Source organism: Caproiciproducens galactitolivorans (assembly GCF_026672255.1).
Lineage (GTDB): Bacteria > Bacillota > Clostridia > Oscillospirales > Acutalibacteraceae > Caproiciproducens > Caproiciproducens galactitolivorans_A.
Window position 1 is genome coordinate 20440 of record NZ_JAPOHA010000010.1, and the last position, 26162, is coordinate 46601.

General features: G+C 52.5%; 26 protein-coding genes. 15 read left to right on the plus strand and 11 right to left on the minus strand.

Annotated elements, in window-relative coordinates; all coding sequences use genetic code 11:
- The first annotated feature begins 303 nt into the window (after positions 1-303).
- The 14 genes from OUY18_RS10355 to OUY18_RS10420 all read left to right on the plus strand — a co-directional run bounded on the left by OUY18_RS10355 (position 304) and on the right by OUY18_RS10420 (position 12066).
- Positions 304-582, plus strand: coding sequence for a type II toxin-antitoxin system RelB/DinJ family antitoxin (locus OUY18_RS10355; protein WP_326492990.1), 279 nt, complete (start codon positions 304-306; stop codon positions 580-582).
- Positions 575-844: a Txe/YoeB family addiction module toxin gene (locus OUY18_RS10360; RefSeq protein WP_268058712.1), complete on the plus strand. Its 270-nt coding sequence runs from the start codon at positions 575-577 to the stop codon at positions 842-844. The genes OUY18_RS10355 and OUY18_RS10360 overlap by 8 nt, the downstream gene beginning before the upstream one ends.
- 196 nt (positions 845-1040) lie before the next feature.
- Positions 1041-2150, plus strand: a complete 1110-nt coding sequence (locus tag OUY18_RS10365) for a DUF362 domain-containing protein (RefSeq protein ID WP_268058797.1) — start codon at positions 1041-1043, stop codon at positions 2148-2150.
- Positions 2151-2285: 135 nt separating this feature from the next.
- Positions 2286-3146, plus strand: a complete 861-nt coding sequence (locus OUY18_RS10370) for a response regulator (protein ID WP_268058713.1) — start codon at positions 2286-2288, stop codon at positions 3144-3146.
- Entirely contained in the window at positions 3143-3604 is a 462-nt protein-coding gene (locus OUY18_RS10375; RefSeq protein ID WP_268058714.1) for a chemotaxis protein CheX, read from the plus strand. The genes OUY18_RS10370 and OUY18_RS10375 overlap by 4 nt, the downstream gene beginning before the upstream one ends.
- A 420-nt stretch (positions 3605-4024) precedes the next feature.
- Entirely contained in the window at positions 4025-5284 is a 1260-nt protein-coding gene (locus OUY18_RS10380) for an esterase/lipase family protein (protein ID WP_268058715.1), read from the plus strand.
- A gap of 350 nt (positions 5285-5634) precedes the next feature.
- Positions 5635-6849, plus strand: a complete 1215-nt coding sequence (locus OUY18_RS10385; protein ID WP_268058717.1) for a BTAD domain-containing putative transcriptional regulator — start codon at positions 5635-5637, stop codon at positions 6847-6849.
- A gap of 27 nt (positions 6850-6876) precedes the next feature.
- On the plus strand, positions 6877-7941 hold the full coding sequence (locus OUY18_RS10390; protein ID WP_268058718.1) for a transglutaminase-like domain-containing protein: 1065 nt from the start codon (positions 6877-6879) through the stop codon (positions 7939-7941).
- 57 nt (positions 7942-7998) lie between these two features.
- Entirely contained in the window at positions 7999-9063 is a 1065-nt protein-coding gene (locus OUY18_RS10395) for a type II secretion system F family protein (protein ID WP_268058719.1), read from the plus strand.
- 17 nt (positions 9064-9080) lie between these two features.
- Positions 9081-9401 carry a hypothetical protein gene (locus tag OUY18_RS10400; RefSeq protein ID WP_268058720.1) on the plus strand — a complete coding sequence of 107 codons (321 nt, stop codon included), beginning with the start codon at positions 9081-9083 and terminating at the stop codon, positions 9399-9401.
- Between the two features lie 18 nt (positions 9402-9419).
- The gene (locus tag OUY18_RS10405; RefSeq protein WP_268058721.1) at positions 9420-9884 is read left to right on the plus strand and encodes a DUF4860 domain-containing protein; all 465 of its coding nucleotides are present in this window, start codon (positions 9420-9422) and stop codon (positions 9882-9884) included.
- Between the two features lie 13 nt (positions 9885-9897).
- A complete protein-coding gene (locus OUY18_RS10410; RefSeq protein ID WP_268058722.1) occupies positions 9898-10353 on the plus strand; it encodes a hypothetical protein in 456 nt (151 codons plus the stop codon).
- Positions 10350-10982 carry a hypothetical protein gene (locus OUY18_RS10415; protein ID WP_268058723.1) on the plus strand — a complete coding sequence of 211 codons (633 nt, stop codon included), beginning with the start codon at positions 10350-10352 and terminating at the stop codon, positions 10980-10982. Before OUY18_RS10410 ends, OUY18_RS10415 begins: the two co-directional genes overlap by 4 nt.
- A 10-nt stretch (positions 10983-10992) precedes the next feature.
- The gene (locus tag OUY18_RS10420; protein WP_268058798.1) at positions 10993-12066 is read left to right on the plus strand and encodes a type IV pilus twitching motility protein PilT; all 1074 of its coding nucleotides are present in this window, start codon (positions 10993-10995) and stop codon (positions 12064-12066) included.
- Between the two features lie 635 nt (positions 12067-12701).
- Here OUY18_RS10420 and OUY18_RS10425 read toward each other — a convergent pair.
- Genes OUY18_RS10425 through OUY18_RS10440 form a run of 4 tightly spaced genes read right to left on the minus strand, consistent with a single transcriptional unit; the run spans position 12702 to position 17484 of the window.
- Positions 12702-14150, minus strand: coding sequence for a DUF4340 domain-containing protein (locus OUY18_RS10425; protein ID WP_268058724.1), 1449 nt, complete (start codon positions 14148-14150; stop codon positions 12702-12704).
- A 1-nt stretch (position 14151) separates the two neighbouring features.
- The gene (locus OUY18_RS10430; protein ID WP_268058725.1) at positions 14152-15786 is read right to left on the minus strand and encodes a Gldg family protein; all 1635 of its coding nucleotides are present in this window, start codon (positions 15784-15786) and stop codon (positions 14152-14154) included.
- 13 nt (positions 15787-15799) lie between these two features.
- Positions 15800-16504: an ABC transporter permease subunit gene (locus OUY18_RS10435; RefSeq protein ID WP_268058726.1), complete on the minus strand. Its 705-nt coding sequence runs from the start codon at positions 16502-16504 to the stop codon at positions 15800-15802.
- Entirely contained in the window at positions 16501-17484 is a 984-nt protein-coding gene (locus OUY18_RS10440; RefSeq protein ID WP_268058727.1) for an ABC transporter ATP-binding protein, read from the minus strand. Before OUY18_RS10440 ends, OUY18_RS10435 begins: the two co-directional genes overlap by 4 nt.
- A gap of 974 nt (positions 17485-18458) precedes the next feature.
- Between OUY18_RS10440 and OUY18_RS10445 the strand changes: the two genes are divergently transcribed.
- Complete coding sequence (locus tag OUY18_RS10445) at positions 18459-19718, plus strand: chloride channel protein (protein WP_268058728.1); 1260 nt, start codon at positions 18459-18461, stop codon at positions 19716-19718.
- A gap of 426 nt (positions 19719-20144) precedes the next feature.
- Here the strand turns inward: OUY18_RS10445 and OUY18_RS10450 are convergent, their stop codons facing one another.
- From OUY18_RS10450 to OUY18_RS10480, 7 genes are all read right to left on the minus strand, one after another.
- Complete coding sequence (locus tag OUY18_RS10450) at positions 20145-20375, minus strand: hypothetical protein (protein ID WP_268058729.1); 231 nt, start codon at positions 20373-20375, stop codon at positions 20145-20147.
- A 10-nt stretch (positions 20376-20385) separates the two neighbouring features.
- A complete protein-coding gene (locus OUY18_RS10455; protein WP_268058730.1) occupies positions 20386-20931 on the minus strand; it encodes an NUDIX domain-containing protein in 546 nt (181 codons plus the stop codon).
- A 163-nt stretch (positions 20932-21094) separates the two neighbouring features.
- Positions 21095-21733: a lysozyme inhibitor LprI family protein gene (locus tag OUY18_RS10460; protein WP_268058731.1), complete on the minus strand. Its 639-nt coding sequence runs from the start codon at positions 21731-21733 to the stop codon at positions 21095-21097.
- Between the two features lie 15 nt (positions 21734-21748).
- Positions 21749-24310 carry a DNA gyrase subunit A gene (gene gyrA / locus OUY18_RS10465; protein WP_268058732.1) on the minus strand — a complete coding sequence of 854 codons (2562 nt, stop codon included), beginning with the start codon at positions 24308-24310 and terminating at the stop codon, positions 21749-21751.
- Positions 24310-24861 carry a YcxB family protein gene (locus OUY18_RS10470; RefSeq protein WP_268058733.1) on the minus strand — a complete coding sequence of 184 codons (552 nt, stop codon included), beginning with the start codon at positions 24859-24861 and terminating at the stop codon, positions 24310-24312. Before OUY18_RS10470 ends, gyrA begins: the two co-directional genes overlap by 1 nt.
- Positions 24862-24873: 12 nt before the next feature.
- Positions 24874-25440 (minus strand): YcxB family protein, encoded by a 567-nt coding sequence (locus OUY18_RS10475; protein ID WP_268058734.1) that lies wholly within the window; start codon positions 25438-25440, stop codon positions 24874-24876.
- Between the two features lie 20 nt (positions 25441-25460).
- Positions 25461-26117: a hypothetical protein gene (locus OUY18_RS10480; RefSeq protein WP_268058735.1), complete on the minus strand. Its 657-nt coding sequence runs from the start codon at positions 26115-26117 to the stop codon at positions 25461-25463.
- Positions 26118-26162 lie beyond the last annotated feature (45 nt).

The window sequence follows — 26162 nt, forward strand, 5'->3', positions numbered from 1 at the left end:
CTTTTGCCGTTTCCCCCGCGCCGCGTGCGGCGCTCCTCCACGGAATGCCGACAGGAAACTTTCCGTTAAGGAAGAACACAAAGAATTCTCCCCTATTGCGGCGCTTGCCGCCTTCAAGCTCTTTAAAAAGGGCTTAAAGCTAAACTTTTTTTGCTCGTCAAGGTAGGGTGGGATTTTTTCGCTCCTAACCTTGACTTCACTCCCACTCTATTACGAAAACGCCGTATTTGTATTGCATATGTAAATATATGTATTGATAAATGCGTTATTATGACGTATAATAGAAGTAATGAAGGGAGTGTTATGAAAATGGCAAATGTGAATGTTCGTGTTGACGATTCGCTTAAACAGGAAGCTGAGCATATTTTTGCCGAACTTGGGCTTTCTATGTCTGCCGCTACCAATATTTTTTATAAACAGGTCGTCCGGTGCGGTGGGATTCCCTTTGATCTGAGGATAGACCCGTTTTATTCGGCCGAAAATCAAGCGCATTTGCAAAAGGTAATCCATGACTACGAAACGGAAAAAAGCAAGCCGGTTGTAAAAACAATGAAAGAGCTTGAGAACATGGCAAATGAATAGCTTGATCTTTCTACCGGAAGCATGGGACGATTATATTTACTGGCAAGAGAACGATAAAAAGACGCTTCGCAGAATAAATCTCCTTTTGCAGGACATTTCCCGGAGTGCTTTTGTGGGAATAGGAAAACCGGAGCCGTTACAGGGCAATCTCTCCGGGTGGTGGAGTCGGCGCATTGATGATACAAACCGCATTGTTTACCGGGTACAGGGTGATGGAAAGATTGAAATTGCTCAATGCAAAGGACATTACTCCGGTCATTAAACTGGCTGCCAACGCAAAAAAATAACCGCCCCTCTCGCTGACCGCCCTCCTATACGATTTCTGACACTTGACAAGTTTTTATAATTTCAGCCTCTGCATTTATAATGGTGCAGAGGTTTTTATTTTATGCTATAATATTAGGATAAAACAGCCGCTCAAGCCGTTCGGCCGATCTGCGGGAAAAGGAGTAATCATGATGGAAAAATCAAAGGTTTATTTTACAGATTTCCGGGCGTCTTCGAATTGCAACCTTCTGCAGAAGCTGGAAAAACTGGTGAAGAAAGCCGGAATCGAAACGCTTCCCTTTGCGGACCGTTACACCGCGATTAAAATCCATTTCGGCGAGCCCGGCAACCTTTCCTACCTGCGGCCGAACTTCGCGAAGGTGATCGCCGATCTGGTGCGGCGGCAGGGCGGCAAGGTTTTCCTGACGGACTGCAACACCCTGTATGTCGGAAGAAGGAAAAACGCGCTGGATCATCTGGACGCCGCCTATGAAAACGGGTATAATCCGTTTACGACCGGCTGCCATATTCTGATTGCGGACGGCCTGAAAGGCACCGACGAAACGCTGGTGCCGATTTCCTGCGAATATGTAAAAGAGGCGAAAATCGGGCGCGCGGTGATGGATGCCGACATCTTTATTTCCCTGACTCATTTCAAAGGGCATGAAAGCACGGGAATCGGCGGCACTCTGAAGAACATCGGAATGGGATGCGGCTCCCGCGCGGGAAAAATGGAAATGCACAGCGACGGAAAGCCGAACGTGGACAAAAGCAAATGCCGCAGCTGCGGCGCCTGCCGCAAAAACTGCGCGCACGACGCGATTTCCTTCGACGAAAACCGCAAAGCGGGAATCGACCATTCCAAATGCGTCGGCTGCGGACGCTGCATCGGCGCCTGCAATTTTGACGCGGTTCACCCCGGCGAGGACTCGGCAAACGAAATTCTGAACTGCAAAATCGCGGAATACGCCTACGCGGTGGTGAAGGACCGCCCCAATTTCCACATCAGCCTCGTAATGGACGTTTCTCCGAACTGCGACTGCCACAGCGAAAACGACGCGCCGATTGTCCCGGACGTTGGCATGTTCGCTTCCTTTGACCCGGTTGCGCTGGACGTTGCCTGCGCCGACGCGGTAAACCGCCAGCCCGTTTTAAACGGAAGCTTCCTGGCGGAGCAGCCGCAGACCACCCATGACCATTTTACCGACACGCATCCGGTTACCGACTGGCGGAGCGGAATTGACCATGCGGTGAAAATCGGGCTGGGAAACCGGGATTACGATCTTGTTGTTATAAAATAGTCCTGTTTGCATAAAAACAATTGAAAATTGTTGAAAAATACGATATAATGAATTTATCACCAAATTTTTCTATTTTTTATGGATATTTTTTGGCGATAACGTAGGAATAAGTACGATAGAAAAGCAGGGATGATGATGAAGGAAATTAAAGTAGCCGTTATCGACGATTCTCCTTTTTCCGTGGCAATGCTGTCGAATATGCTGGAGGAAAACGGGTTTCAGGTCGTCGGAAGCGCAAACAATTTACAGCAGGCTGTGGACATGGTCAAAGAGCAGAACCCGGACGTGGTTACAATGGACATAACCATGCCGGAAGCGGACGGAATCGAATGCACCAAGGCACTGCACAAAATCAATCCGGATCTGAAGGTCGTGATCGTCAGTTCCATGATGGACGACGAGATTATGCGCAAGGCAAAGCGAGCCAAAATTTCCGGTTATGTGCAGAAACCGGTGGACGCCGAGGAGCTGACCCTTACGATTCGGCGGATTATGGCGGACGAAGAGCTGTTCGCCGAGCTTGAAAAACTGTATTACACCGTCTTCAAGGAAGCGCTTACCGACACGTTCAATAAATTTTTCCACTCCGTCCCGGAATACCGGGACGAGGAAACCGCCAATATTGAGCAGACTTCACGCGGGATCTCCGCGGTAATCGGCATTATCGGGCGGTACGGCGGCCGCATGATTTTGGACATGTCTACGGAAACGACGATGGCCATTGCGCGAAAGCTTTTCAAAATTGAACAGCCGACGAAAGAGCACATTATCAACGTAATCGGCGAAATTTCGAATATTATCGCGGGCAACGCCTGCTCGATGATGAACAAAAGCAATCCGCTTTTCGGACTTCGCGTTGCCCCGCCGACCATTGTATACGGCGAATCCATTAAAATCTCCAAGTCCGAACTGAACACCGTTACTTCCGTAAAGGCGGACACATCTTTTGGCGAAATTTATATGAATATTGGATTTAACAGAGGCGAGTGTGAATGAGTAATAAATATGAAGAAGCCTTTTCCAATACTTTCCTGAATATCATGCCCCAGTTCGGCATTGAAGACATCGCGCTGGAAAGTCAGACGGAATGCGGAAGCAAAATCAATGCCCCGGGCGTTGTGTGCATTGTCGGCGTTACAGGGGAACTGCACGGAAACGTCATTTTTGCCATGACGGAAGCCTGCGCGAAAAGAATTGCCTCCGCCATGATGGGCGGCATGCCGATTGAGGCGTTCGATGAAATGGCGCAGAGCGCTGTTTCCGAACTGGGGAATATGCTTGCCGCAGGCGCATGCACCTATTTGGAGGTTATGGGAATTAAGGCGGATATTTCAACACCAACCCTAATGCACGGCGACTTTGCCGTACAGGCAAGCTTTGAGCAGGTAACCTGCCTGCAAATGCGGATCAGCGATACGTTTTTCTACATATACGTTTCCCTGGAAAGGAATTAGCAAAAGGAATATACCGTAGGATGGAAGCCCCGGCGAAAGTCGGGGTTTTTTGTCGCGAAATTCTTTTTTTCCTCCGCAGGATAACACTTGACAAATCCGCCTCATATTTTATAATTCGCTCATAAGATATTGGTATTTCTTACCAATACTTGTACGGCATCCTCCCTTTTTCGCCTGCATTCTGCCCCGTTCCCCCGATATTTGTCTCCAACTGCTTTTCAAAATACTTCCATGTTTTGCTTCACCCAAATTCGACAAAGATACGCATTTTCCTTCTTCTGCGATCATGATTTAAAGTGATAAAATTTCCTTTTGAAAATTATTCACAAAATGAAAAATTTAAAAGGAAATCGTTTACTATTTATTTACGCCGCTTTTGGCGGCGTGTAATAAACTTTTGAAAGAAGGAGTTGTATTGAATTGAGGATCAAAAAACTGGGAGCGATTTTTTTATCCTGCGCAATTTTCCTGTCGGTATTTGGGGCGGCGCAGCCATTGGCGGCGGCCGCGCAGAAGAAAGGAAACCGATACCCCATTGTACTGTGCCACGGCAACGCGGGGTGGGGCCGGGACGAAATGCTGGGCTACCGGTACTGGGGAGGACTTGTAGACCTGCAAAAGAAAATGAACGACGCGGGTTATCTCACGTATACCTCCGCTGTCGGCCCGTTTTCCAGCAACTGGGACCGCGCCTGTGAGCTTTACGCGTACATTAAAGGCGGCACGGTCGATTACGGCAAAGCACATTCCGAAGAATACGGCCACGCGCGCTATGGCCGGACGTTCCCGGGCCTTTACCCCGAATGGGGCACCGAAACGGACGGCAAAATCAACAAGGTTCACCTCATTGCGCACAGCCAGGGCGGCCAGAACACCCGTATGCTGATTCAGCTTCTGGAAGAAGGCAGCGAAGAGGAACAGGAGGCCGCGCCAGCCGATTTAAGCCCGCTTTTCGAGGGCGGCAAATCGTGGGTTGCCAGCCTGACGACCCTCGCGGCTCCGCATGACGGGACGACGCTTGCCGATGTGGACATCTACAAATTAAAGGATTTCGCAACCTACACGATTTCGGCCGCGGCCGCGGCCGTTGGAAAGGGAAAGGAACCCGTTTTTGATTTCAAGCTGGACCAATGGGGCCTGAAGCGCGAACGCGGAGAATGCTACGCCCACTACGCCAACCGCGTTTTCAACAGTTCCATCTGGAACGACGATATCCGGGACTTCAGCTTCTGGGACCTCAGCACCGCCGGCGCTTCTGCGGAAAACGCCTGGGTTACGGCAAAGGATGACGTTTATTATTTCTCCTATGCCGCCTGTGCAACCAAGCGGGAGCCGCTGACCGGCCGGCAGGTCGGGCAGCCCCTCGTGATGAACCCCGTTCTGTTCCCGCCGGCCGCCGTGATCGGGCGCTTTACGCGCAGCGGAGAGGAGGAACCGGACATCGACCGTTCCTGGTGGCCGAGCGACGGTATTGTAAACACCGTCTCCGCAAGCGGCCCGAAGATCAACTCCACGGACGAAATCGTGGACTTCAGCGGCACCCCGCAGATCGGCAAATGGAACTATATGGGCATACAGAATATGGACCATATGGCCGTTGTCGGAATCGGCAAGTACAGCGTTACGAATCTGTACCTTACCATTGCCAGGCGGGTCTGCGGCCTTCCGGTTGTAAGCTGATAAGCGAATGAATGGGAATCGCTTTCTCCGGCGGTATCCTTTTTACCACTGGGAAAGCGCTTCCTTTTTTGCTGTACCGGCGCAAATTTCGCGCCGTTTCGCCCGCCGCCGACGGATTCCCCGTTTTTCTTTTGTTTCGGAAAAATACCGCCGGGACGTTTCTGCGGACGGAGAAGCATGTCCATGGGCCGGTGAAAACCGGTAAAATTTTTTTGAAAGATTTCTGAATCAGAATCATTCCCGTCGGCAAAAATGCTTCTTTTTCTTTCGTGAAACAATAGAATTCTCTTGTCAATTCATTTTCCATGTGTTACCATAATTATATCTATTGGTAAAAGGGATGTGTGTTTATGCAGCCGGATACATTTTCTCAGCAGCGAATCGAAGTAAATATGCTGGGTGAGTTTTCCATTACCATTAACGGTCATCAGCTGACAAACCTAAAGGGCCGGACAAAGCGCGTATGGATGCTCATCGAGTACCTCCTGGCAAACCGGCACAAAGACATTTCCACGGATAAGCTCATTGAAATTCTATGGCCCGAAGACGAATGCAAGGACCCGCTCAACGCCCTGAAAAATTTGGTTTACCGGGCACGGGAGCTGCTGAAAGAGCTGTCGCGAAACAGCAGGGCGGAATATATTCAGTATATCCGCAATACCTATTCCTGGAACAACAGTTATCCCTGCCTGATCGATACCGAACAGCTTGTCGAGTTTATGAAACAGGGAGCCGATGAAGCAAAGGACATCCAATCCCGCATTTTAGCGTATAAAAATGCACTTGCTCTGTACCGCGGCGAATTCCTTCCGAAATCAGCGTACAGCAACTGGGTTATCTCCATGAGCGCCTACTACGCAAATCTTTACAATGAATGCGTTCTGCGCACGTGCAGGCTGCTGATTGACGAGCGCCGCTTCGAAGAAGTGATTGAAATCTGCGAAACCGCTCTGACGCATGCCCCGCTCGAGGAATCCATTCACAAAATGCTGCTTTACGGATACCTTTCCACCGGCCGGCGGAATCAGGCGCTCGACCATTACAATTACGTGATCGATCTGTTCTACAAGGAACTCGGCGTCGATATTTCCGAATCCATGCGCTCGCTTTACAAGCAGCTGATCAACAGCATCAACAACATCGAGCTGGACCTGAGCGTCATCAAAAACGATCTGAAAGAGGCCGCGGAGATCAACGGCGCGTACTACTGCGATTACGAAGCATTCAAATCCGTCTACCGCATACAGGCGCGAACGGTGGCGCGTACCGGAAATTCCGTGTACATCGTCCTGTTTACCCTGAACGATCTCGAAGGCGGCGTTCCGAAGCCGAGGATTGCGAAACTTGCCGCAGAACGTCTGAAAATGACGATTATGGAAAGTCTTCGCAAGGGGGACGTCGTGGCGGCTTACAGCAACACGCAGTTTATCGTGATGCTTCCCCTCATCAACTATGAAAACGCGGAAATCGTGACGGACCGGATTCTTCAGCGGTTCCGTTTCCGGTACCGCAGGGAAAATATCAAAATAACAACCAGAATCAACGCGCTGGATTCACAGCAGTAAACGACGGCCGGACAGGGGGGGAACCATATGAGAAAACATCAATATTTCTTCCTTGTATTTCTCCTTGTGTTCCTTCTGCCCGCCTGCGCCGCGCAAAACACAGAGCGGCCCGAACCAGCATCGTCCGCGGTATCCGGCGCCGCCTCTTCGGAAGCCTCCGCGGTTACGGTTTCCCCGGGCGCGGACTCCTCCGGCGCGGAATCCCAAAAACCTCCGGCCGGGGAATCTTCGCAGAATCCGCCGCCGGTATCGCGGGCGGCGCAAAAATTGCCCGCCGCGCCGTCTTCCCGAAGTTCTTCCTCCCTGTCCATTGCTTCGTCCCTGCCGCCGATGGCGGCGCCTGCGAAACCGATGCCCCCCGTAACGGCGAAAATGCCGCAGGCGTCCGGCGGCTCGGTATTTGCCCAGAACGGAGCAGAGATTGATTACAGCAACGCCGCCGAAGGATACATAATGGTTCGGTACAGCGGCTCGGCGACAATAAAAGTTTTGGTGTATTTTAACGGAGGCTCCTCCTATTATCAGTACAATATTTCCGGGGACGGCGCTTACGTTACCCTGCCGCTGCAAAGCGGAAGCGGCTCCTACCGGGTCCGCTTTATGGAAAATGTTTCGGGAAACAGCTACGCCGAGCTTTGCTCCACCGTACTGAACGCGGACGTGAGCGGCTCGGGCTATCCTCTTTACCCGAACCAGTTTGTAAATTACACCCGCTCCTCCGCCGCGGTGGCAAAGGCAAAAAGTCTTTGCGCCGGCTCTGCCAGCAACGCGCAGAAGGTGGCGGCAATTTACCGGTTTATTACCGGAAATATCAAATATGATTACGCAAAAGCGAAAAGTGTAACCGCCGGATACCTGCCCAACGTGGACAGCACCCTTTCTTCCAAAAAGGGAATCTGCTTCGACTATTCCGCCCTGATGGCGGCCATGTGCCGGTCGCAGGGCATCCCTACCCGGCTGGTCATCGGCAATACGGGCGCGGGGTACCACGCGTGGAACGAGGTCTATTTGGGCGGGTGGAAACGGTATGATTCCACCTTTGCGGCAGCGGGACAGTCCGCGGGATACTACACGGCGGAAAAATACTATTAAATCCGAATCCTTTTGAAAAAAAGTGATCTGCCGATCAGGCGGGATGGAGGAAGAGCCATGAAAGACACTATCAGACAGGAGAAAGCGAAGCCGCTTTCCTCGGGTGAGGTTTCCCTTTTCTGCTCGCAGATTGTACTGCTGCTGAAAGCGGGAATCCCGCTGAAAGAGGGCGTCGGGGAAATCAGCGAAAATGTAGAGGATGAAAACGTCCGGGAACTGATTCACCGGATTCAGGCGGGCATGGAGCAGAACGGCTCCCTGTACCTTGCGCTGAACGGCACCGGCGCTTTCCCAAAATACATGGTAAATATGGTCAATATCGGCGAGAAGGCGGGAAATCTTGAAAACGTGATGGAAGCGCTTTCGCTGTATTACGACCGCGAAGACAAACTGCGCAGCTGCGTCCGCGGCGCGCTTCTGTATCCCTTCATTCTGGTGCTGATGATCGCGGCGGTAATCGCGGTGCTGGTGATTAAGGTGCTCCCGATTTTCCATCAGGTATTTCTGGATATGGGTTCGGATGTTTCCGACACCGTCGCCTCCGTTACGCGCGCGGGTTCCACGATCGGAAGCTGGGCGCTGGCCATTATCCTGATTCTCGCCGTGCTTCTCTTTACGGCGCTCCTCCTTTACAAAACTGAGGGCGGGTACCGCTTTATTACCGGTCTTTTACATAATTTGCCGATGACGCGCAAGCTGTCCGGAAAAATCGCGCTGGCGCGCTTTGCCTCCGTGCTTTCCATGCTGCTTTCGAGCGGCTACCATACCGAAGAGGCGCTGGAGCTGGCGCCGGGCGTTCTGAACAACCGGATCGTGATCGAGAAGGTTGAGAAATGCCGTTCGCTGGTCGCTTCGGGTTCGTCCTTTCCGCAGGCGCTCACCCAGACGGGCGTTTTCCCGGGGATTTATTCCAGCATGGTAAACATCGGCGACAAAACCGGAAATCTGGACATCGTGATGCGGCGGCTGGCCGACCTTTACAGCGACGACGCAAACGAATCCCTCAACCGCGCGGTTTCCGTGATCGAGCCGGTCATGGTCGGCGTGCTTTCCGTGATTATCGGCGCGATTCTCCTTTCCGTCATGCTTCCCTTAATGGGAATTATGTCGTCGATCGGCTGAACCGGGGGTGCGTGTAAGTGACCAGGAAAAAATCACCGTACCGCAGGATTTTGCTTTCCGTTCTGGCTTTCTGCGCCGTGCTTTGCCTGTTCTGGTGCGGCTTCGGAAGCGCGCAGCGCGCAAACAGCCGGGAAAAACTCCAGATAACGCAGTCGGCGATTCAAAAGGGGATTGTAAGCTGTTACGCGGTGGAGGGCTTTTACCCTCCGAATATCAAATACCTGGAAGAACATTACGGAATTTCAATCGATCATTCGAAATACATTGTCCATTACGAAACGGCGGGCGGCAACGTGATGCCTTCGGTGGAAGTTTTGGAAAAGAACAGCAATTCATAAAAACGGGAGGATAAGCCGATGAACAGCAGAAGTTCCCATTCCATAAACACGGTGTTTGTGCTTATGATTTTTTGCCTGTTCGCCGTATGCTCTTTGTTTTTAGTGCTGATCGGTGCAAACAGTTACCGCCGGATTGTGGGCGAAATGGATTCCAACAACGAAACGCGCGCCTCCCTTTCGTATATTTCCAATAAGGTGCATGCCGCGAACGGCGGCGACGTGGGCATCGAGACCCTGAACGGGCAGAAGGTGCTGGTCATCGGGTCGAACGCAGGCGAGCGGAAATACAATACCTATATTTATCTTTACAACGGCTATCTGATGGAGCTTTTTACCAGGGCTGACAACGGGTTTACCCCGGGCGACGGCGATAAAATCACGCCGCTCACAGCCTTTACCATGGAAAAGGACGGCAGCGAGCTGATACTTTCAGTCTGCGGGCAGAACCGGCAGAACCTTTCGCTGAACCTGTTCCTTTCCTGAAGCGGGTGATGATATGAAACGCATACCGGAACAGATAAACCCCTTTTTTGTCGAGATTATTTTTGTAATCCTGTTCTTTACGATTTCCGCAACGGCAACCCTCCAGCTTTTTGTGGCGGCAAACAACCGCGCAAAGCAGAGCAGCGACCTGAGCGTCGCGGTCATTCAGGCGGAAAACATTGCGGAACAGGTTTTAACCCTGACTTCCCCGGACGAACTGCCCCCGGCGCTGAAAGACGCCCGGCAATCCGGCGGGAAATACACCATTGACTACGACAAAAACTGGAATCCAACGAAAGTCGACCCGCGTTACGAGGTGGGCGTTATCCTGAAAAAAACGGATTCCGCAGGCGGAACCCTCGTCCGGGCGGACATTGCCGTAAATCGGCGGCAAAACGGAGACAGCCGGAAAATCTATAGCCTGCATTCCGAAAAATATCTCCCCCGCGGCACAGGAGGTGCGGTGTGAAACAAAAACGGAGTTATAACTGGAGCGTGGGCGCTTCGTCCATTCTCATGATTTTTGTTGTGCTCTGCCTGACAACCTTCGGCATCCTTTCCTATGTCACGGCGAACGCGGACAACAAACTTTCCACCAAAAACGCGGAAACGGTGGAAAACTATTACAACGGAACCGTGCTTTCGGAAGAAATGCTGCGGGAAATCGACACGGCCCTGCTCGGCGCGGCGCAGGACGCAAAACAGGCCGCGAAAACCGGAAACCTTTTAAGCCTTTCGAAATACAGCCAATACCGCGGCCGGAGCGAGCTGGAACCGGCGGCCGCCATTTTGAAAACGGACGCGCCGGAGCAGGAAAAAGCCGCCGTCTGCTACCGGAATTTTGCCGAGATGCTTTTAACAAGGGTCAACGGCGTTACGGTAAAAGGGGACGGGAACAATCTGATCGCCGTCTATTTCACAGAGGCCGGTTCCGGCCGCCGGATTCAAACCGCGCTGACGGTATTCCCCTACGGGAGCGCCGAGCGGTACAAGGTTACCGGCAAAAATCTGGTAAGCTCTCAGCCGACGGAAAACGACCTCGGCGGGGACGACGCCATCCATTTATGGCAGGGGAACAGCGCCCCGCCGACGGAGTGATTGCATGGAAATAGACATGTTAGAAATTCTTGAAGAAGCCGTTCAAGAAAATGTTTCCGATATTTTCATTATATCGGGATGCCCTCTCTCGTTTAAAACAAACGACGTAATTCACCCGGCCGATATCGAATCCCTGCGCGCGTATTCGCTGAAACCGGAGGATACGAAAAAATGCATTGAAAAAATCTACTCGCTGGGCGGCGGCCGGGATATGAACCCGTTTCTGCAATCCGGCGACGACGATTTTTCCTTTTCCATTGAAGGGCTGTGCCGCTTCCGGTGCAACGCCTATTTACAGCGCGGCTCCATGGCCGCCGTCCTGCGGGTCGTTGCCTTCGACCTGCCCGACCCGACCGTTCTGCATATTCCGGACACGGTGATCGGCCTGAACCGGAACAAAAAGGGGCTGGTGCTCATCACCGGCGCGGCGGGCAGCGGAAAATCCACCACGCTCGCCTGTATCATCGACCGTATCAACCATACGCGCAACAGCCATATCATCACGATCGAGGACCCGATTGAATTCCTGCACCGGCACGATAAAAGCATCGTGAGCCAGCGCGAGGTGGAACACGACACCCAAAGCTACGTCCACGCGCTGCGCGCCGCCCTGCGGCAGGCTCCGGACGTGATTCTTCTCGGCGAAATGCGCGATTACGAAACGATTGCCACGGCCATGACCGCGGCGGAAACGGGACAGCTTGTGCTTTCCACCCTGCATACGGTGGGCGCGGCAAACACGATTGACCGTATCATCGACGTTTTCCCGCCGAACCAGCAGCAGCAGATTCGCGTACAGCTTTCCATGGTTTTACAGGCGGTCGTCTCCCAGCAGCTTCTTCCCGCCGCGGACGGAACCCTGATTCCCGCGTTTGAAATTATGCTGGTGAATCCCGCCATCCGCAATATGATCCGCGAATCGAAGGTGCACCAGATTGACAACGCGATCAATTCCGGCGCGGGCGAGGGAATGATCAGCATGGATACCTATCTTTTAAAGCTGTTTGGCGAAGGAAAAATCACCAGGGAAACCGCGCTGATTTACGCGGCAAACCCGGAGAACCTGACGAAAAAGATGAACTAAGGGACTGTGCGCCCCGCTAAACATAAAAAAAAGCTGTTCGGCAATTTTGCTGAACAGCTTTCGACTTTAATTATTAATATATTTCCAATAATCTATTTGAATTCAAAATTCCTGTTGCATTATTCGAATAAAAGGGTTATAATCTGCTTGTAAGGCATAAAAATATAAAAGTGCAATGCAGGAACAGGTGTTACCAGCACCCGTTCCCTGCATACGGAGAACGGAACTCTCCATACGCAACTGATATAATCAGCACATTGCGTATCCTATTATACCCCCATTTTTCCTTTTTGTATAGAGGGTATTTTTCGAATTTCGCATTGTGAAGGTGACGTTGTATATGGATCAAGGAATCCGTGTACGGCGTTTTTTTATGCCTTACGTTCGGGCGGCGGGGCGTTCACCATTTTAATGAGACGGGTTTTTGGGGTGCACCGCTTTTCCATTCCTGCCGCCCGATCTTAATCAGCGTTTTTCGCCTTGCGTGGAAGATGTCCCCATTCATTGGCAGCCTTCCGGCGTTCTACACCGCCGGAAGGCAAAGCCAGCCGTCCCCGCTTCCTCCCTACCCCGGGAGGATAGATTTATTGATCGGCATTCCGGCACTTCCAACCTGCCGGGATGCCGATCCTTTTTCATGAAAAGGCTTCGCCGTTTTGCAGGGCCTTTGTGCTGTCTAGAATCCTTTGCAGGTCGCCGTCCGTCACAAGGCCGTAAGCCGTGCCGTTCACCACGGCGGTGTAGCGCCGTTCGCCGCTCTTATAAAACGCGACGGTATCCGTTCCCTTCCGGTCAAAATACGTGAATTCCACCTTCACTTCGGGCGTTCCGGCCGGAACCGCGCCTGCCGGCTCCAAAATCTGCAAACTGGTGATAATCTTAAAATAATCCGTATAATTTTTGCTGTAATCCAGCTTCTTCCCGCCGGTTCCCGTTACACTATAAATATACTGCGGTTTGTCCTCGGTGGATTTTGCTTCATCCTTCATACGGGTAACCGTAAATACGTTCCCTGTGCCGTTCGCGCTGACGGTCAGCGATTTGACCGCGGTAATCTCCGGCGTAAGCAGGCCCTTGCTGCGCAGGCCGAAAACGGTTGCCTGTACCAGCGCGCTGACGCTGTCCTCTTTCACAAGATACACCACCGGAACCTTATCGAGCATGACCGAATAGCCGGTGTCCTTTTTCGCGCCGATCAAAAGCTTAAAGCTTTGCTTGTTTACCGTATATTCCGCCACGATCGCCGGTTTGTCAAGGCCGCAGCTTTTGAGCGCTGCGGCGTCGGGATTTACCGCTTCCACGGAATCCGCCGTCATGCTGGTGAGCGCGGTCTCGATTGCGCCGAGTTTCTCGGAATCCGTATTCGCGCTGACCGGAGAGGTCAGAACCATGCCGGAACCGCTTTTTTGGAGCCGGATCGGCTGCGGGAAATTCGCCCCGCTCAATTGGATTTTTGTAAAATCGTTGACGCCGGTGGAACTGGAAATGGCCAGAACTTCTTTCGTGATAAAGTAATCTTTTCCTTCCAGAATGCCGCTGTCGATGCTCACCGTATAAACGTTGCTGGAATTTTCCCCGCACATGTAGTACAGGGTACTGTCTGTTGCGGAGACATTGCCGATTTTATAATTATAGGTACTTCCGTCCTTGAAGGTGATTTCCACCGTCGCTTTCGGATTTTCCAGCCCGAATTCTTTCAGATTTTTTACGTTGCCCAGATTCTTGGTAGCAACAAGGCTGTAGCCGTTCTGCACAACCTGCGAAACGGCGGTCGTGTTTGCCGGAATGCTGCCAAGCTCCTTTACCCGGTACGTTATCTCCGCTTCCGCCGTACCGGAAGCAGTACTGGAGGAAGCGGATTTCTTTTGGGCAACCGGCAATATGGTGTAGCCGCCCTTCTGATTGATCACCTTCATGGAAGTGACGTCCGCGCTGCTTTTCGAAACCAGTTCGATCGTCGACGCCGAAGATTCGGAGGAGGTCTCCTCGGTCTTCGGCTGCGTCATAAGAAGTGCCGCGGCAACCCCGCCCAAAACCACAACGCTGACGCCGACGATTGCGAGGTTTCGGATATTGGTATTCATATTACAGGTGCCTCCTTCTGTGGTACACGCAGATACCGGCTATCACAATTGCCAGCGGAATCAGAAGGGTAAAGACGCCGAAGCCGAGCAGAATGCTCATTCCCGTACTCAGGTTGATATCCTGCGCATTGGTGGGAACGGCAGTCTCCGTAATCGCGGTCGCGGTATTCGTCGTACCGGTCGCATAACGGGAAAGATTCACGAGATACTTTGCGTTGCCAAAGGTCGTGGGGGAAAGAATATCCGAATTGAACATCGTGGTGCTGCCCAGCGCGATTACGTTCGCCTTATATTCCGTGCCTCCCGCTTTTACCGTATCCTGCGACAGCACGCCCGTATTGTACGCGGCTTTCGCGGGTGTTTCGTCTTCTTTGGTCTTATTGTTTACGAGGTAGCAGCTATCGTTCGATTTCGAAAGGGAATAGGTTTGCCTTGTGCCCTTCGTGTCGAACAGAATGTTCACCGGGCTGGACTGCGGCGTGGTATAGTATTTGTAATTGGAGTCTCCGCCCAGATCGGGCTCCGTCTGTATCGTGGATAAAATATAGCTTGGGTCGCTCGTATAATATTTCGACGAGTCGCTTTCCACGACGATCGTCTGCGGGGTCACGCTGATGCCCCATTCCTGTAGGAATGCGGAAAGCTTCGGCATGGCCGTCTGGCTCGGATGGAAGGTAATGAGCAGGGAACGGTCGCCCGCAAGCGAGCCGCTGCTTAAAAACGCGTCCAGCTTCTGGATTTCCGAATCGGTATAATCGGTTGCCGGGCATCCCAAAACCACGAGCCGCGCGTTTTTGGGAATGTCTTCCGTCAGCAGGTTGAAATCCTGCGTTTCAAAGCTGTTGTTGCTTAAAAGCTTTTTATAAGTGGCCGTGTCCATCTGCTCGCTGTGCCCGGTGTCGAACGCAGCAACGGAAACCGTATCCGCCATAACCGAGTTCAGCCCGGAGGCCAGCGCGCTGTCCACCATGGAAGAGGAGCCGCCGATCGACCCGTCCTGACTAAAGGAAACATTGAACAGCTCCGTAACGGCAAGCACGCGGGAACGCTTATCCGTCTTGAACACCACATCGCCGACGGCAATATTGTCGGACTTATAATCGCTGGCGAAAGCCGGATTTTTATCCAGATCGATGTATTCCACCTTGATGTTCCGGTTGCGCTCCGTCATTTTCTCGGCAAGCTCGCCCACCTGGCTGTATTGGATTCCGTACTCCGCTAAAATCCGGTCGCTCTTTGTCTGCGATTCGGTCGCGATAATATAAATGGTGGTGGGAATCTTCACTTTATCCACAACTGCGGCGGCTTCTGTGGAAAGTGTGTTCGTATGGTTCTTGGTAAGATCCACATTCATGGACGGATACCGTTCGCCCAGTACGCCCACGATGACATTGATTAAAATAACCACAACGATAAAGCCTGCGGTAAACGCGGTGGACATGCCGCTGCGGCGGAATTTTTCGGTTCGGGTAATCTCTTTCAGGGAACGCCGGTTCTTCTTTTCTTTTTTCTGTTTTTTCTCTGCTTTCGTTTCCGCCTGTTCCGTTTCTTCCGCGGGGGTTGTTTCCGCTTCGGCTTCGGGCTGCGGGTTTTCCTCTACAGGGACAATGGGCTTCTTCTCTTTTTCGTTTTTCATTGTCATATCCTCCTTAGCTCCATCTTCTGCTTTCGAGCTTGCGGGCGGTCAGGAAGATAAAGACTGCAATGACGCTCAAAAAGAAAACAATGCTCGAAATATCCAGAACCCCTTTGGTGAACGGCCGAAAGCGCGTGTCGAAGGAAATCCAGTTGATTACCTTGACGACATTCGCGTTGGTAATGAGACTGTTAAGCTGATCGACAACCATCAGAAGGATGGAAAGGCCGAACGTGGAAATTGCGGCGACGATCTGGCTCTGCGTAAGGGAAGAAATGAAAATGCCGATGGCGATCATTCCCGCGCCGTACAGCAGGGTACCGAAGAAATTCCCGAAGATCAGCGCCCAGCTTGGGGAGGAGCAAAGGCCGATCACGGCAACGGGAATCAGCGTGCCGGCCATTGCGATGGCGAACACGGCGAGCGCCGCCAGAAATTTCCCGGCCACAATCGAGGTAACGCCGACCGGCGCGGTCAGGAGCGCCTGATCGGTACGGTTGCGCATTTCCTCGCTGAAACTGCGCATCGTGATAATCGGAATCACCATCATGCTCCAGATGAACATGGTGCTGTAAACGCTTTGAATGTAATAGGAGGAACGGAGCATCATCACCTGATAAAAATAGTAGCCGTAAAGCGCTAGAAGGATGGCTACGCAGGCGTACCCGATGGGGGAAGTAAAGTACGCTTTCAGTTCCCTTTTTGCAATTGCTTTCACGCTTCTTCATCCTCCTTTTCGGTTTCCTTACCGGTATTGTCCTCGATATAGGCCGAGGCGGTCAGGCGCAGGAACACGTCTTCCAGCGAAAGGCCGGCGTTCTTCATTTCCAGAATCGGCCAGTTGTTTTTCGCCGCCAGCCGGAATAAATCGCGGCGCGGGTCGCAGTTTTCGCACGCTTCCACGCTGTATTCGAATACGCCGGGCTCCTTTTCGCCCAGCGTCTGTACCGACACAATATCCTTCATGCCGCGCAGTGCTTTGGAAACTTCGGCTTCGCCGCCTTCCATCCGCACGGTAATCCGGTTGTCTTCGCTCAGGCTGCGGGAAAGGCTGTCCGGCGTGCCGTCGGCAACCAGCTTGCCCCGGTTAATGATAATGATACGCTCGCAGACTGCCTGAATTTCGGGCAGGATATGGGAACTGAGGATAATCGTATGATTTTTCCCCAGATTGTGAATCAGATTCCGGATTTCAATAATCTGCTTCGGGTCGAGGCCAACCGTCGGCTCGTCCAGAATCAGCACCGGGGGATTCCCCAAAAGCGCCTGCGCCAGACCGACGCGCTGTTTGTAGCCCTTGCTCAGGTTATTGATTAACCGGTCGTACACATCGGTGATCTCCGTGAGCGCGCAAATCTGTTCCAGATGCTTTTTGCGCGGCAGGGTCACCTTTTTCAGGTCGAACAGGAAATTCAGATATTCTTTCACCGTCATATCGGGATAAAGCGGCGGGAGTTCGGGAAGGTAGCCAATCAGCTTCTTTACTTCGTTCGGATTATCGAGCGTGTTGTACCCGCCAACCGTAACCGAACCGGAGCTTGCGGAAAGATATCCGGTAATGATATTCATGGTTGTAGATTTTCCGGCCCCGTTCGGCCCTAAAAATCCGACGATGGTACCTTTTTCCACCGAGAAGTTGATATTGTTCAAAGCGACGTTCTGTCCGTAGCGCTTCGAGAGGTTTTTCACCTCAATCATTCGAATCCCTCCTGATTCCGGCGTAAATTATCCGCCATGTATTCTATTTTATCAATTTACCCAACGAAAGATGTAAACATTCTTTTAAGGAATAGGTGCTATTTTATAAACTCTGTGTGATGGTTATGTGAAAACCGTCATATTCTGGACACACAGTGTCGTTTTGCCGTTTCCTCCGCGCCGCGAAGCGGCGCTCCTCCAACGGAACGGCTAAGCCTGAACAACTTGAAAGTTTTGTTCAAACTTTTTCAAAAGTTTGCAGGGTTTGGGGCGGAGCCCCATCGTTCCCTTGTTTTTTAAAAGCGCAGGAGGGAAGCAAAACAGTCCAGTGGACTGTTTCTGCGCGGGGAACCCTCGCCGGGGGTTCCCCGGAAGCTTGGAACTGCACCTTGCCTGTTGTTTTCGGACAAATCGCACTTATCCCTTTGTCCTTCCTATTAAATTGCAGAAATAATTCAGTCTGCCCTCAGGCCGGGCGGGCCCCTACTTTCGGAATCGTCCGCAAGTAGGCAAAGGACGAGCAGGGGGCTTTGAAATTACGGCGAGAGGGTTCCATAAAAGCCCCCTGCACCCCGGAGGTATCCCCAAAAGGCCTTTGAGGTACACGCTTTCTTTGTGGTTTTCATTGACGTTCCTCTGCGGCAGTTTAGAGAGAAAAGGTACCGTGTCATAAACATGTGTGCAGGCTCAGCCTGCCGCGGTTGGAGGGTTCCGCAAAAGTCTCTGCACCCTGAGGTATCCTCAAAAGGCCTTTCGGGTACACGCTTTCTTTGTGGTTTTCATTGACGAAGTTCTACGTCAGCATTCCGTGGAGGAGCGCCGCTTGCGGCGCGGGGGAAACGGTTAAACAGCGCTGTGCGCCCACGGCCTGCGAATGACGGTCGATTCTTTCAAATTTGGCTTTAAAGTGGTATAATAATATATCCGATGTCCTCTGAAAAGGATATACTATTGAACATGCGGGAGCTGAAACCATGGGACTTTTGGAGGAAAAAGCAAAACAGCAAGGCATTAGTATCGTTAAAAATTTATCAATATTTTTGAAATGGATGTTCCTGTCCTGTCTTACCGGGGTAGCGGTCGGCACTGTTTGTACGGCATTTCATTTCTGCATAGAATTTGCAACGGAATTTCGCACGGCGCACATGGCTATTGTGTATTTTCTGCCTTTCGGCGGGCTTGCGATTGTATGGCTTTACCGCATCTGCAAAGTAACGCGCCCGCAGGGGACGGATCTGGTTCTGCTGGCGGTGCGCACGCCGCAGGAGGTTCCGCTGCGCATGACGCCGCTGATTTTTCTTTCCACCTGCATTACCCATCTGTTCGGCGGTTCGGCCGGGCGCGAGGGCGCGGCGCTGCAGATCGGCGGCAGCATGGGCTTTCAGGTTGGCCGCTTGTTCCGTCTGGATGAAAAAGATCTGCATATTATGACGATGTGCGGCATGAGCGCCGCCTTTTCCGCGCTGTTCGGAACGCCCATCACCTCCGCCGTGTTTGCCATGGAGGTAATCAGTGTCGGCATTATGTATTACGCCGCGCTGGTTCCCTGCGTTACGGCAGCGCTGGTGGGGGCGACCGTGGCCAACGCCTTCGGAGCGGAACCGACGGCGTTTTCCGTTACGGGGATTCCTGCCGCGGAAACCGCAGCCTTTCTGCGCGTTATTTTTCTGGCGGCGCTTTGCGCGGGCGTAAGCGTTTTGTTCTGTTATTCCATGAAATATACGGGCGAGTTCCTTCAGAAGAAGATGAAAAATCCATATGTCCGGGCCGCCGCCGGCGGTGTGATCATCGTGCTTCTGATGCTCGTTTTCGGGACGGATTACCTTGGCGCGGGCATGAATATCATTGAGAACGGGATGGCCGGAACCGCGAAGCCGGAAGCCTTCCTTCTGAAAATCCTGTTTACCGCGGTCACGCTCGGCGTAGGCTTTAAGGGCGGCGAAATCATCCCTTCCTTTTTCGTGGGCGCGACATTCGGCTGTGCGGCGGGCGGGCTGATCGGCCTGAACCCGTCGTTCGGCGCCTCGGTCGGGCTGATGGCCGTATTCTGCGGCGTAACCAACTGTCCGCTTACCTCGCTCGTCCTCAGCATTGAGCTGTTCGGCGCGAAGGGCGCGGCGTTCTACTTTCTCGCCGCCGCCGTCAGCTATATGCTTTCGGGATACACCGGCCTTTACAGCCGCCAGAAGATTATGTACTCCAAATTCCGCCCGGAGTTTATCGGGGACCGATAAGAAGGCATACAGTCTTCTATTTTTGGACAGGTCAAGCCTATCCCTTTATCCTTCCTATTGAATTACAGAAATGATTTCGTTTGCCCCTAGACCGGGATGTGGCGTTCTATTTTTGGATAGTCGAACCTATCCCTTTATCCTTCCTATCGAATTACAGGAATGATTTAGTCTGCCCTCAGGCCGGGCGGGCCCCTACTGTCGGATTCGTCCGAAAGTAGGCAAAGGACGAGCAGGGGGCTTTTGAAGCCCGGCGAGAGGGTTCCACAAAAGCCCCCTGCACTCCCGAGGTATCCCCAAAAGGTCTATGGGGTACACGCATTCTATGTGGTTTTCATTGACGTTCCTCTGCGGTAGCTTAGAGAAAAAAATCACTTCATTATAAACGCGATTTACGCCCCGCCCGTAGTTTTACGGGCGGGGCGCATTTTATGGGTCGTCTTTTTTTTCCGGTTCTTCGTCCGGGAGTTTCTTTTTCGGAGTATTACGCCGAAAGATTTCGATGAAAACGGCGGCGACGATGCCGACTCCGATTCCCACGGAAAGCCAGGCTTGTTCCGGATGCCCGACGGCGAAAAATAGAGAACCAATCAAAAGGCAGATGTATATGAGCAGGCTTTTCTTTCTTTCGTCCATTACCACCGAGAAACCCTTTTTCATCTTTCACCCCTCAAATCTTTCCGTCCTGTAAAAGCCGCGCGGTTTTGAGTACCAGAACCTGTGTTTTGGAATCGGGGATTTCGCCGTCCATCACCATGCGCACGGCTTCGTCCATCGGGATTTTCTCAACCTCCAGAAATTCGTCCTCATCAAAATCCGTATCGCCGAAGGACTGCGCGCGGCAGGCGTACAGATAAATGATCTCGTTCGTGTAACCGGGGGAGGGGTACAGCTTCCCGAGGTTTACATAATTCTTACCAGTGGTTCCGGTTTCCTCCCGCTGTTCCCGCTTGATCGCCTCAAACGGGTCCTCGCCTTTTTCCAGTTTTCCGGCGGGCGCTTCCAGCACGACCTCCTTATACGGATAGCGGAACTGCCGCACGAAAAGCATTTCGTTCTTCTCCGTCAGAACGGCAATGCTGGCCCCTCCCGGATGGTCAACGCATTCGCGGGTGGAAGTTCTGCCGTTCATCAGCTCGACTTTATCCACATGAAAATGCAGCACCCTGCCGGTATAGATCTCTTTTCGTTCCAGCGTTTTTTCATTCATTTCCATCTTTAATCTCCAAAAAATATTACAGATAGTAATTTATAGCATGAATATTACGATATTATAGGGAATTATGGGATCATAAAACTACAATTAGCAATATCTGAAATAAATTATACAAATTGTAACAAAATAAGGGCTGTTCCCTGTTTATTCGACTGCGTCGCAATTATTGATAAGCGTACGAAAAATTCTTATCGTAGGAATACAGCGCGCGGTAAAGCTGCGCGGCGCGGCTGCGGTAGAAATCCATTACCGCGCTTGCCTCGTTCACCTGCGCCATGGAACCGCCCGCGGCCTGCGCGCTGTCGTTGATTTTTTTCAGCGCTTCGGATTTTCCGTTCTCCCACGCGGTCTGCCCGTCCTTGATTTTGGTAAGCTCGCCGCCCTTTACAAGTTTACATAATCTTGTATAAGCGGAGGTAATTTCCTTCTCCCAAATCCCCGCGTACTTGTTGGAAAGCTTCACCATATCCACGCTGGAAAGGGCGTTATTCGATTCCTGAATGTATTTTTTATCAATCGGATTTTTCTTAAAGAGCGCGTCAAATGCTTTATTATCGGTCGTAATGTCGAGCACTTGTCCCGGCTGGGACTGCGCCGGCTCATTCGTCGGAGCGGGCGGCGTACTGCTGCTGGGTGCCGGCGGCTCGCTCGGGGCGTCGCTGGATGCGGCGGGAACGCTCTCCGTTCCAAAGCTGGAAACGGGAACGGTGCTTTCGCCGCCCTTTTTCGGGCCGCAGGCGGTAAAAATCGACGCGGCAAGGGCAAAAGCCAAAACCGCACAGAGTATTTTTCTGTTTTTCATACGCAGCACCCTTTCTTATTCCTCCGGATCCGGCTCGGTCTCCGGTTCGTTTTCAGCGTCCGTATCCTCTCCATTTTCCAGATCCTCGTCGGTTTCCGCATCTGCGTCCGCGTCGCCCTCATCTTCCGGAAGCGTATCGGTTTCGTCGTCTTCCTCATGGGCGGTGCGGGCAAGCGTAACAACCTCGCTGTCCTCGTTCACACGCATAACGCGCACACCCTTCGAAGGCCTTGCGCATTCGCGGATGGAGTTCGCCGGAATGCGGATGATAATTCCGTCGGAAGCAATCAGGATAATATCGTCGTCAAGGTCAACGACTTTGATGGCGGCAATCTCGCCGTATTTCTTAATATGATAGTTCGTGAGTCCCTTGCCGCCCCTCGATTGGATTCGATAATCGCTGATGGGGGACAGGCGGCCGTAGCCGGTTGCGGAAACGGTCAGCACCAAGCCGCCTTCGCGCAGGGAGCTCATGCCGATAACATAGTCGTTTTCGCGGAGCGTAATCGCTTTTACGCCGCGGGCGGTCCGGCCCATGGGGCGCACGTCGCGCTCGTCGAAGCGGATAGCCATGCCGAGACGGGTCGCAACCAGAAGCTCGGTTTCGCCGTCGGTAAGGCGCACCCATGAAAGCTCGTCGCCCTCGTCCAAGTCAATCGCAATGACGCCGCCCTTGCGGGTAGTGTTGTAGGCGGAAAGGCTGGTGCGCTTGATAATCCCGTTGCGGGTAACCATGCACAGGTAGCTTTCATCGTCGAATTCCGGCACGCGGATCATGGAGGTAACTTTTTCATTCTGGGTAATCGGAAGCAGGTTCGCAATGTTCATTCCCTTGCTGGTACGCGAACCTTCCGGAATTTCGTAGCATTTCAGGCGGTAAACGCGCCCAAGGTTCGTAAAGAACATGACGTAGTCGTGGCTGTTGATCACGAACATATCGCTCGCAACATCCTCTTCGCGCCGGGTCATTCCGCTTACGCCGCGGCCGCCCCTGCGCTGGATGTGGTAGGTATCGGTTTTCTGGCGCTTCACGTAGCCGAAGCTCGTCAGCGTAAGGACGCATTCCTCCTGCGGAATCAGGTCCTCAATATCGACTTCGCCGCTCACCGTTGCAATTTCAGTGCGGCGCTCGTCGCCGAATTTATTTTTTACCGCGATTGCCTCGTCTTTTACAATGCCGAGCAGGCGGGTTTCATTGCTTAAAATATCCTGGTAATCCGCGATTTTTAAGAGCAGCGCGGCGATTTCGTCCTCCAGCTTCTGGCGCTCCAAGTCGGTGAGCGCGCCGAGCGGCATCTGCACGATTGCCTGCGTCTGCAAATCGTCGAGCCCGAAGCGTTCCGTCATGCGGGAGCGCGCCGTGGCACGGTCCTTTGAACTGCGGATAATGGAAATGATCTCGTCGATATTGTCGACGGCGATTTTCAGGCCTTCCAGCAGATGAGCGCGTTCCTCGGCTTTCCGAAGGTCGAACTCGGTACGGCGGCGGACAACGCTTTCCTGGAAATTGATGTATTCCTGAAGCATCTCTTTCAGCGTAAGTACTTTTGGTTCGCCGTTTACAATCGCGATCATGATCGCGCCGAAGGTCGTCTGCATCTGGGTATAGGAATAAAGCTGGTTCAAAACGATCTGCGGGGAAGCGTCGCGTTTTACGCTGATTAAAAGCTGCATTCCTTCGCGGTCGGAGTGGTCTTCCACATTGGAAATTCCCTCGATGCGTTTTTCCTTCACCAGTTCGGCTATATTTTCGACCAGCCTCGCTTTGTTTACCTGATACGGAAGCTCCGTAACAACGATATTGAAGCGGCCGTTCTTTTCTTCTTCAATTTCCGCGCGGGCGCGCACGGTAATGCGGCCGCGGCCCGTCGCGTAGGCGGCGCGGATGCCGGAGCGGCCCATGATGATGGCGCCGGTCGGGAAATCCGGCCCCTTAATGTTCTGCATCAGGTCGTCGAGCGTCGCATCCGGGTCGTCGATCAGCGTGCACATGCCGTCGATGACCTCGCACATATTGTGCGGGGGAATATTGGTCGCCATACCGACCGCGATGCCGGTGGAACCGTTGACCAGGAGGTTCGGAAAATGGCTCGGCAGAACCGTAGGTTCCTTCAGGCGGTCGTCGTAGTTCGGCGTAAAGTCGACGGTATCCTTGTCGATATCCTGGAGCATTTCCAGCGAAACCCTGCTCATGCGGGACTCGGTGTAACGGTAGGCAGCCGGGGGGTCGCCGTCCACGGAACCGAAGTTGCCGTGTCCGTCCACCAGCATATAGCGCATGGAGAAATCCTGCGCCAGACGCACAAGTGCATCGTACACCGAAGCGTCGCCGTGCGGATGGTAGCGTCCCAGAACGGAACCGACCGTGTCGGCGCATTTTCGGTATGCTTTGTCCGGCATCAGGTTGTTTTCGTACATGGTGTAAAGGATTCTTCTGTGAACCGGTTTTAATCCGTCGCGTACATCGGGAAGCGCGCGGGAAACAATAACCGACATGGAGTAATCCAGAAAGGATTTCTTCATTTCCTTTTCCAGATCGACATTTATAATTTTTTGATTATCCTGTAATTCGTCCATTAGCGGGCACCTTCCTGCTGATATTTTTCTTGAAGCTTCGTCTGAAGAATGTTCCGGATTTGGGTACACTCGCCGTCTCCCATTGCCCTTTTCGGAATAAACCTCATTTCGTTGATTCCTGTATAGAGGATAAACACCCTGCCGTCCTCATACGCTCTGTAAAAGAGGTCATACGGGATGGCGGCCGTATATCGTTCGGTTTGAAATGTAATTTCGTCCTTGTGAAATTCCGTGGTCTGCGCAATGAATTTTTCCTTGTTTGCGTCGAAATAGCGGAGCGCGCGCCGGCGAAGCGTATACTGCGCGATCAATTCGTATAAAAAGCCCACAAGAATTCCCGCCGCAGCCATAGCGGCGTAAAGGATGCTGTTCCTTACGCTTTTAAAAGAGTAAACCTGCAAAAGAAGCGCGGTCACGATCAGAACCACCCCGGTTATCCGGAAAACGAGCCGCTCGCCTTTCTGCATATCCGCTTTCGCCGCGGCGGACTTAAAATCCGCATAGTCGAAATTGGTGGTAAGAAAGCTTACCGAAATCGGGTTATCTTCCATTTGAACCCCTCCTTAGCGTCCGCTTTTCACGTAGCGCGCGGCAAACGCGCCGGAAAGCGCGGCGGAAATTTTTTCGGTCTGCTCTTTGGAAAGTCCCTGTTTTTTGATGATGAGAAGCTCCCGTTCCCGCCCGCCCGCGGCAATAAACGCGGACGAGGTTTCCAGGCACAGCGAAAAATCTGTCCAGTATTCCAGAATCTGTTCGCAGGTATTTTTAAGGATCACGCTGTCGCGGTAAATTTCAATCTGCTCCGGGATTGACCAGAGCACGTTGGAACGGTAAAGCCGCGCGCCCCATTTTTTCAGGTCGTTCGGCTGGACAAATCCAAAAAGAATACAAAGCGCCAGCGCCAGCACGATTCCGCCGCAGGGAATCCAGACGGTGGCAAACCGCGCCCGGTAAAACGGGATACACGAACCGATTACAATCGCCGCCGACAAAAAGATACCCGCGCGGACCCACCGCCTGCGCAGGGGGGACGACGCGCAGTACGCGGCGTAGAACGCATTGGCGTAATCTTCGGAGCTGATTGTCTGGGATACCGTTTCAATCGGCCCGCCCTCGTAAAATGTCGGCATAAATGCAATCTCCTTTAGCTTCAGGCTTTCGGCTGTGTTCCGGCAAGAATCATTCCCTGCACTTCCGGCAGGACGGCCGGCTCCACACAGCGCAGCGGCAGAATGACCATGTTTCCGTCGCGTATGTAAAGTACGATCATGTTGTCGAAATGCAGGCGCTCGCAGCTTCCGTCAAGGGGAATTTCCCATTTTTTATCGAACAGTCCCATTTCAATATGGTCGGGGTAAATTTTCATGCGGATTTCTTTTCCGTCGGCAATTTTTACGGCATGCAGTTTGATCCGCAGCGACGGATAAGCGCCTATGATCAGAACCATCAAAATGCATACCGCGGCAAGCGACATGTACCGGTGATTGCCGGTGGCGTTCCACTTCACCAGAAACATCCCCGCCGTTCCCGCGCAGAGAAGCACCGCGACCACCGAAAGTGCAACCCGGGTGCCGGTATACTGCACTTTCCGGAGCGCCCGGAAAATTTCGCCGGAAGTCAGCACGTATTTCAGCTTGATTCCCGTATGCTGTTCCTCAAATACCTCGGCCGATTCGTCCGCGACAAGCTCCGCTTCGGAGCCGTCCCATTCAATGGAATCTTCCCAATCCTCGTCTTCGGGGGTCTGTTCCCCCCGAGGTTCAGGAGGTTTGGAATTGGTATCCTGTTCTTTTAAAAATTGTTTCATCGTAAACTCCTTCTCGGTTTTATGTATTACGCAACGTATAATATA

Coding starts and splice junctions, on each gene's coding strand:
- OUY18_RS10405 (WP_268058721.1), top strand. CDS start 9,420: ATGAACAGCAGAAGTTCCCATTCCATAAACACGGTGTTTGTGCTTATG.
- OUY18_RS10455 (WP_268058730.1), bottom strand. CDS start 20,931: ATGGAAATGAATGAAAAAACGCTGGAACGAAAAGAGATCTATACCGGC.
- OUY18_RS10360 (WP_268058712.1), top strand. CDS start 575: ATGAATAGCTTGATCTTTCTACCGGAAGCATGGGACGATTATATTTAC.
- OUY18_RS10425 (WP_268058724.1), bottom strand. CDS start 14,150: ATGAATACCAATATCCGAAACCTCGCAATCGTCGGCGTCAGCGTTGTG.
- OUY18_RS10390 (WP_268058718.1), top strand. CDS start 6,877: ATGAGAAAACATCAATATTTCTTCCTTGTATTTCTCCTTGTGTTCCTT.
- OUY18_RS10370 (WP_268058713.1), top strand. CDS start 2,286: ATGAAGGAAATTAAAGTAGCCGTTATCGACGATTCTCCTTTTTCCGTG.
- OUY18_RS10460 (WP_268058731.1), bottom strand. CDS start 21,733: ATGAAAAACAGAAAAATACTCTGTGCGGTTTTGGCTTTTGCCCTTGCC.
- OUY18_RS10480 (WP_268058735.1), bottom strand. CDS start 26,117: ATGAAACAATTTTTAAAAGAACAGGATACCAATTCCAAACCTCCTGAA.
- OUY18_RS10385 (WP_268058717.1), top strand. CDS start 5,635: ATGCAGCCGGATACATTTTCTCAGCAGCGAATCGAAGTAAATATGCTG.
- OUY18_RS10445 (WP_268058728.1), top strand. CDS start 18,459: ATGGGACTTTTGGAGGAAAAAGCAAAACAGCAAGGCATTAGTATCGTT.
- OUY18_RS10470 (WP_268058733.1), bottom strand. CDS start 24,861: ATGGAAGATAACCCGATTTCGGTAAGCTTTCTTACCACCAATTTCGAC.
- OUY18_RS10430 (WP_268058725.1), bottom strand. CDS start 15,786: ATGAAAAACGAAAAAGAGAAGAAGCCCATTGTCCCTGTAGAGGAAAAC.
- OUY18_RS10395 (WP_268058719.1), top strand. CDS start 7,999: ATGAAAGACACTATCAGACAGGAGAAAGCGAAGCCGCTTTCCTCGGGT.
- OUY18_RS10355 (WP_326492990.1), top strand. CDS start 304: ATGAAAATGGCAAATGTGAATGTTCGTGTTGACGATTCGCTTAAACAG.
- OUY18_RS10365 (WP_268058797.1), top strand. CDS start 1,041: ATGGAAAAATCAAAGGTTTATTTTACAGATTTCCGGGCGTCTTCGAAT.
- OUY18_RS10375 (WP_268058714.1), top strand. CDS start 3,143: ATGAGTAATAAATATGAAGAAGCCTTTTCCAATACTTTCCTGAATATC.
- OUY18_RS10410 (WP_268058722.1), top strand. CDS start 9,898: ATGAAACGCATACCGGAACAGATAAACCCCTTTTTTGTCGAGATTATT.
- OUY18_RS10475 (WP_268058734.1), bottom strand. CDS start 25,440: ATGCCGACATTTTACGAGGGCGGGCCGATTGAAACGGTATCCCAGACA.
- OUY18_RS10440 (WP_268058727.1), bottom strand. CDS start 17,484: ATGATTGAGGTGAAAAACCTCTCGAAGCGCTACGGACAGAACGTCGCT.
- OUY18_RS10450 (WP_268058729.1), bottom strand. CDS start 20,375: ATGAAAAAGGGTTTCTCGGTGGTAATGGACGAAAGAAAGAAAAGCCTG.
- gyrA (WP_268058732.1), bottom strand. CDS start 24,310: ATGGACGAATTACAGGATAATCAAAAAATTATAAATGTCGATCTGGAA.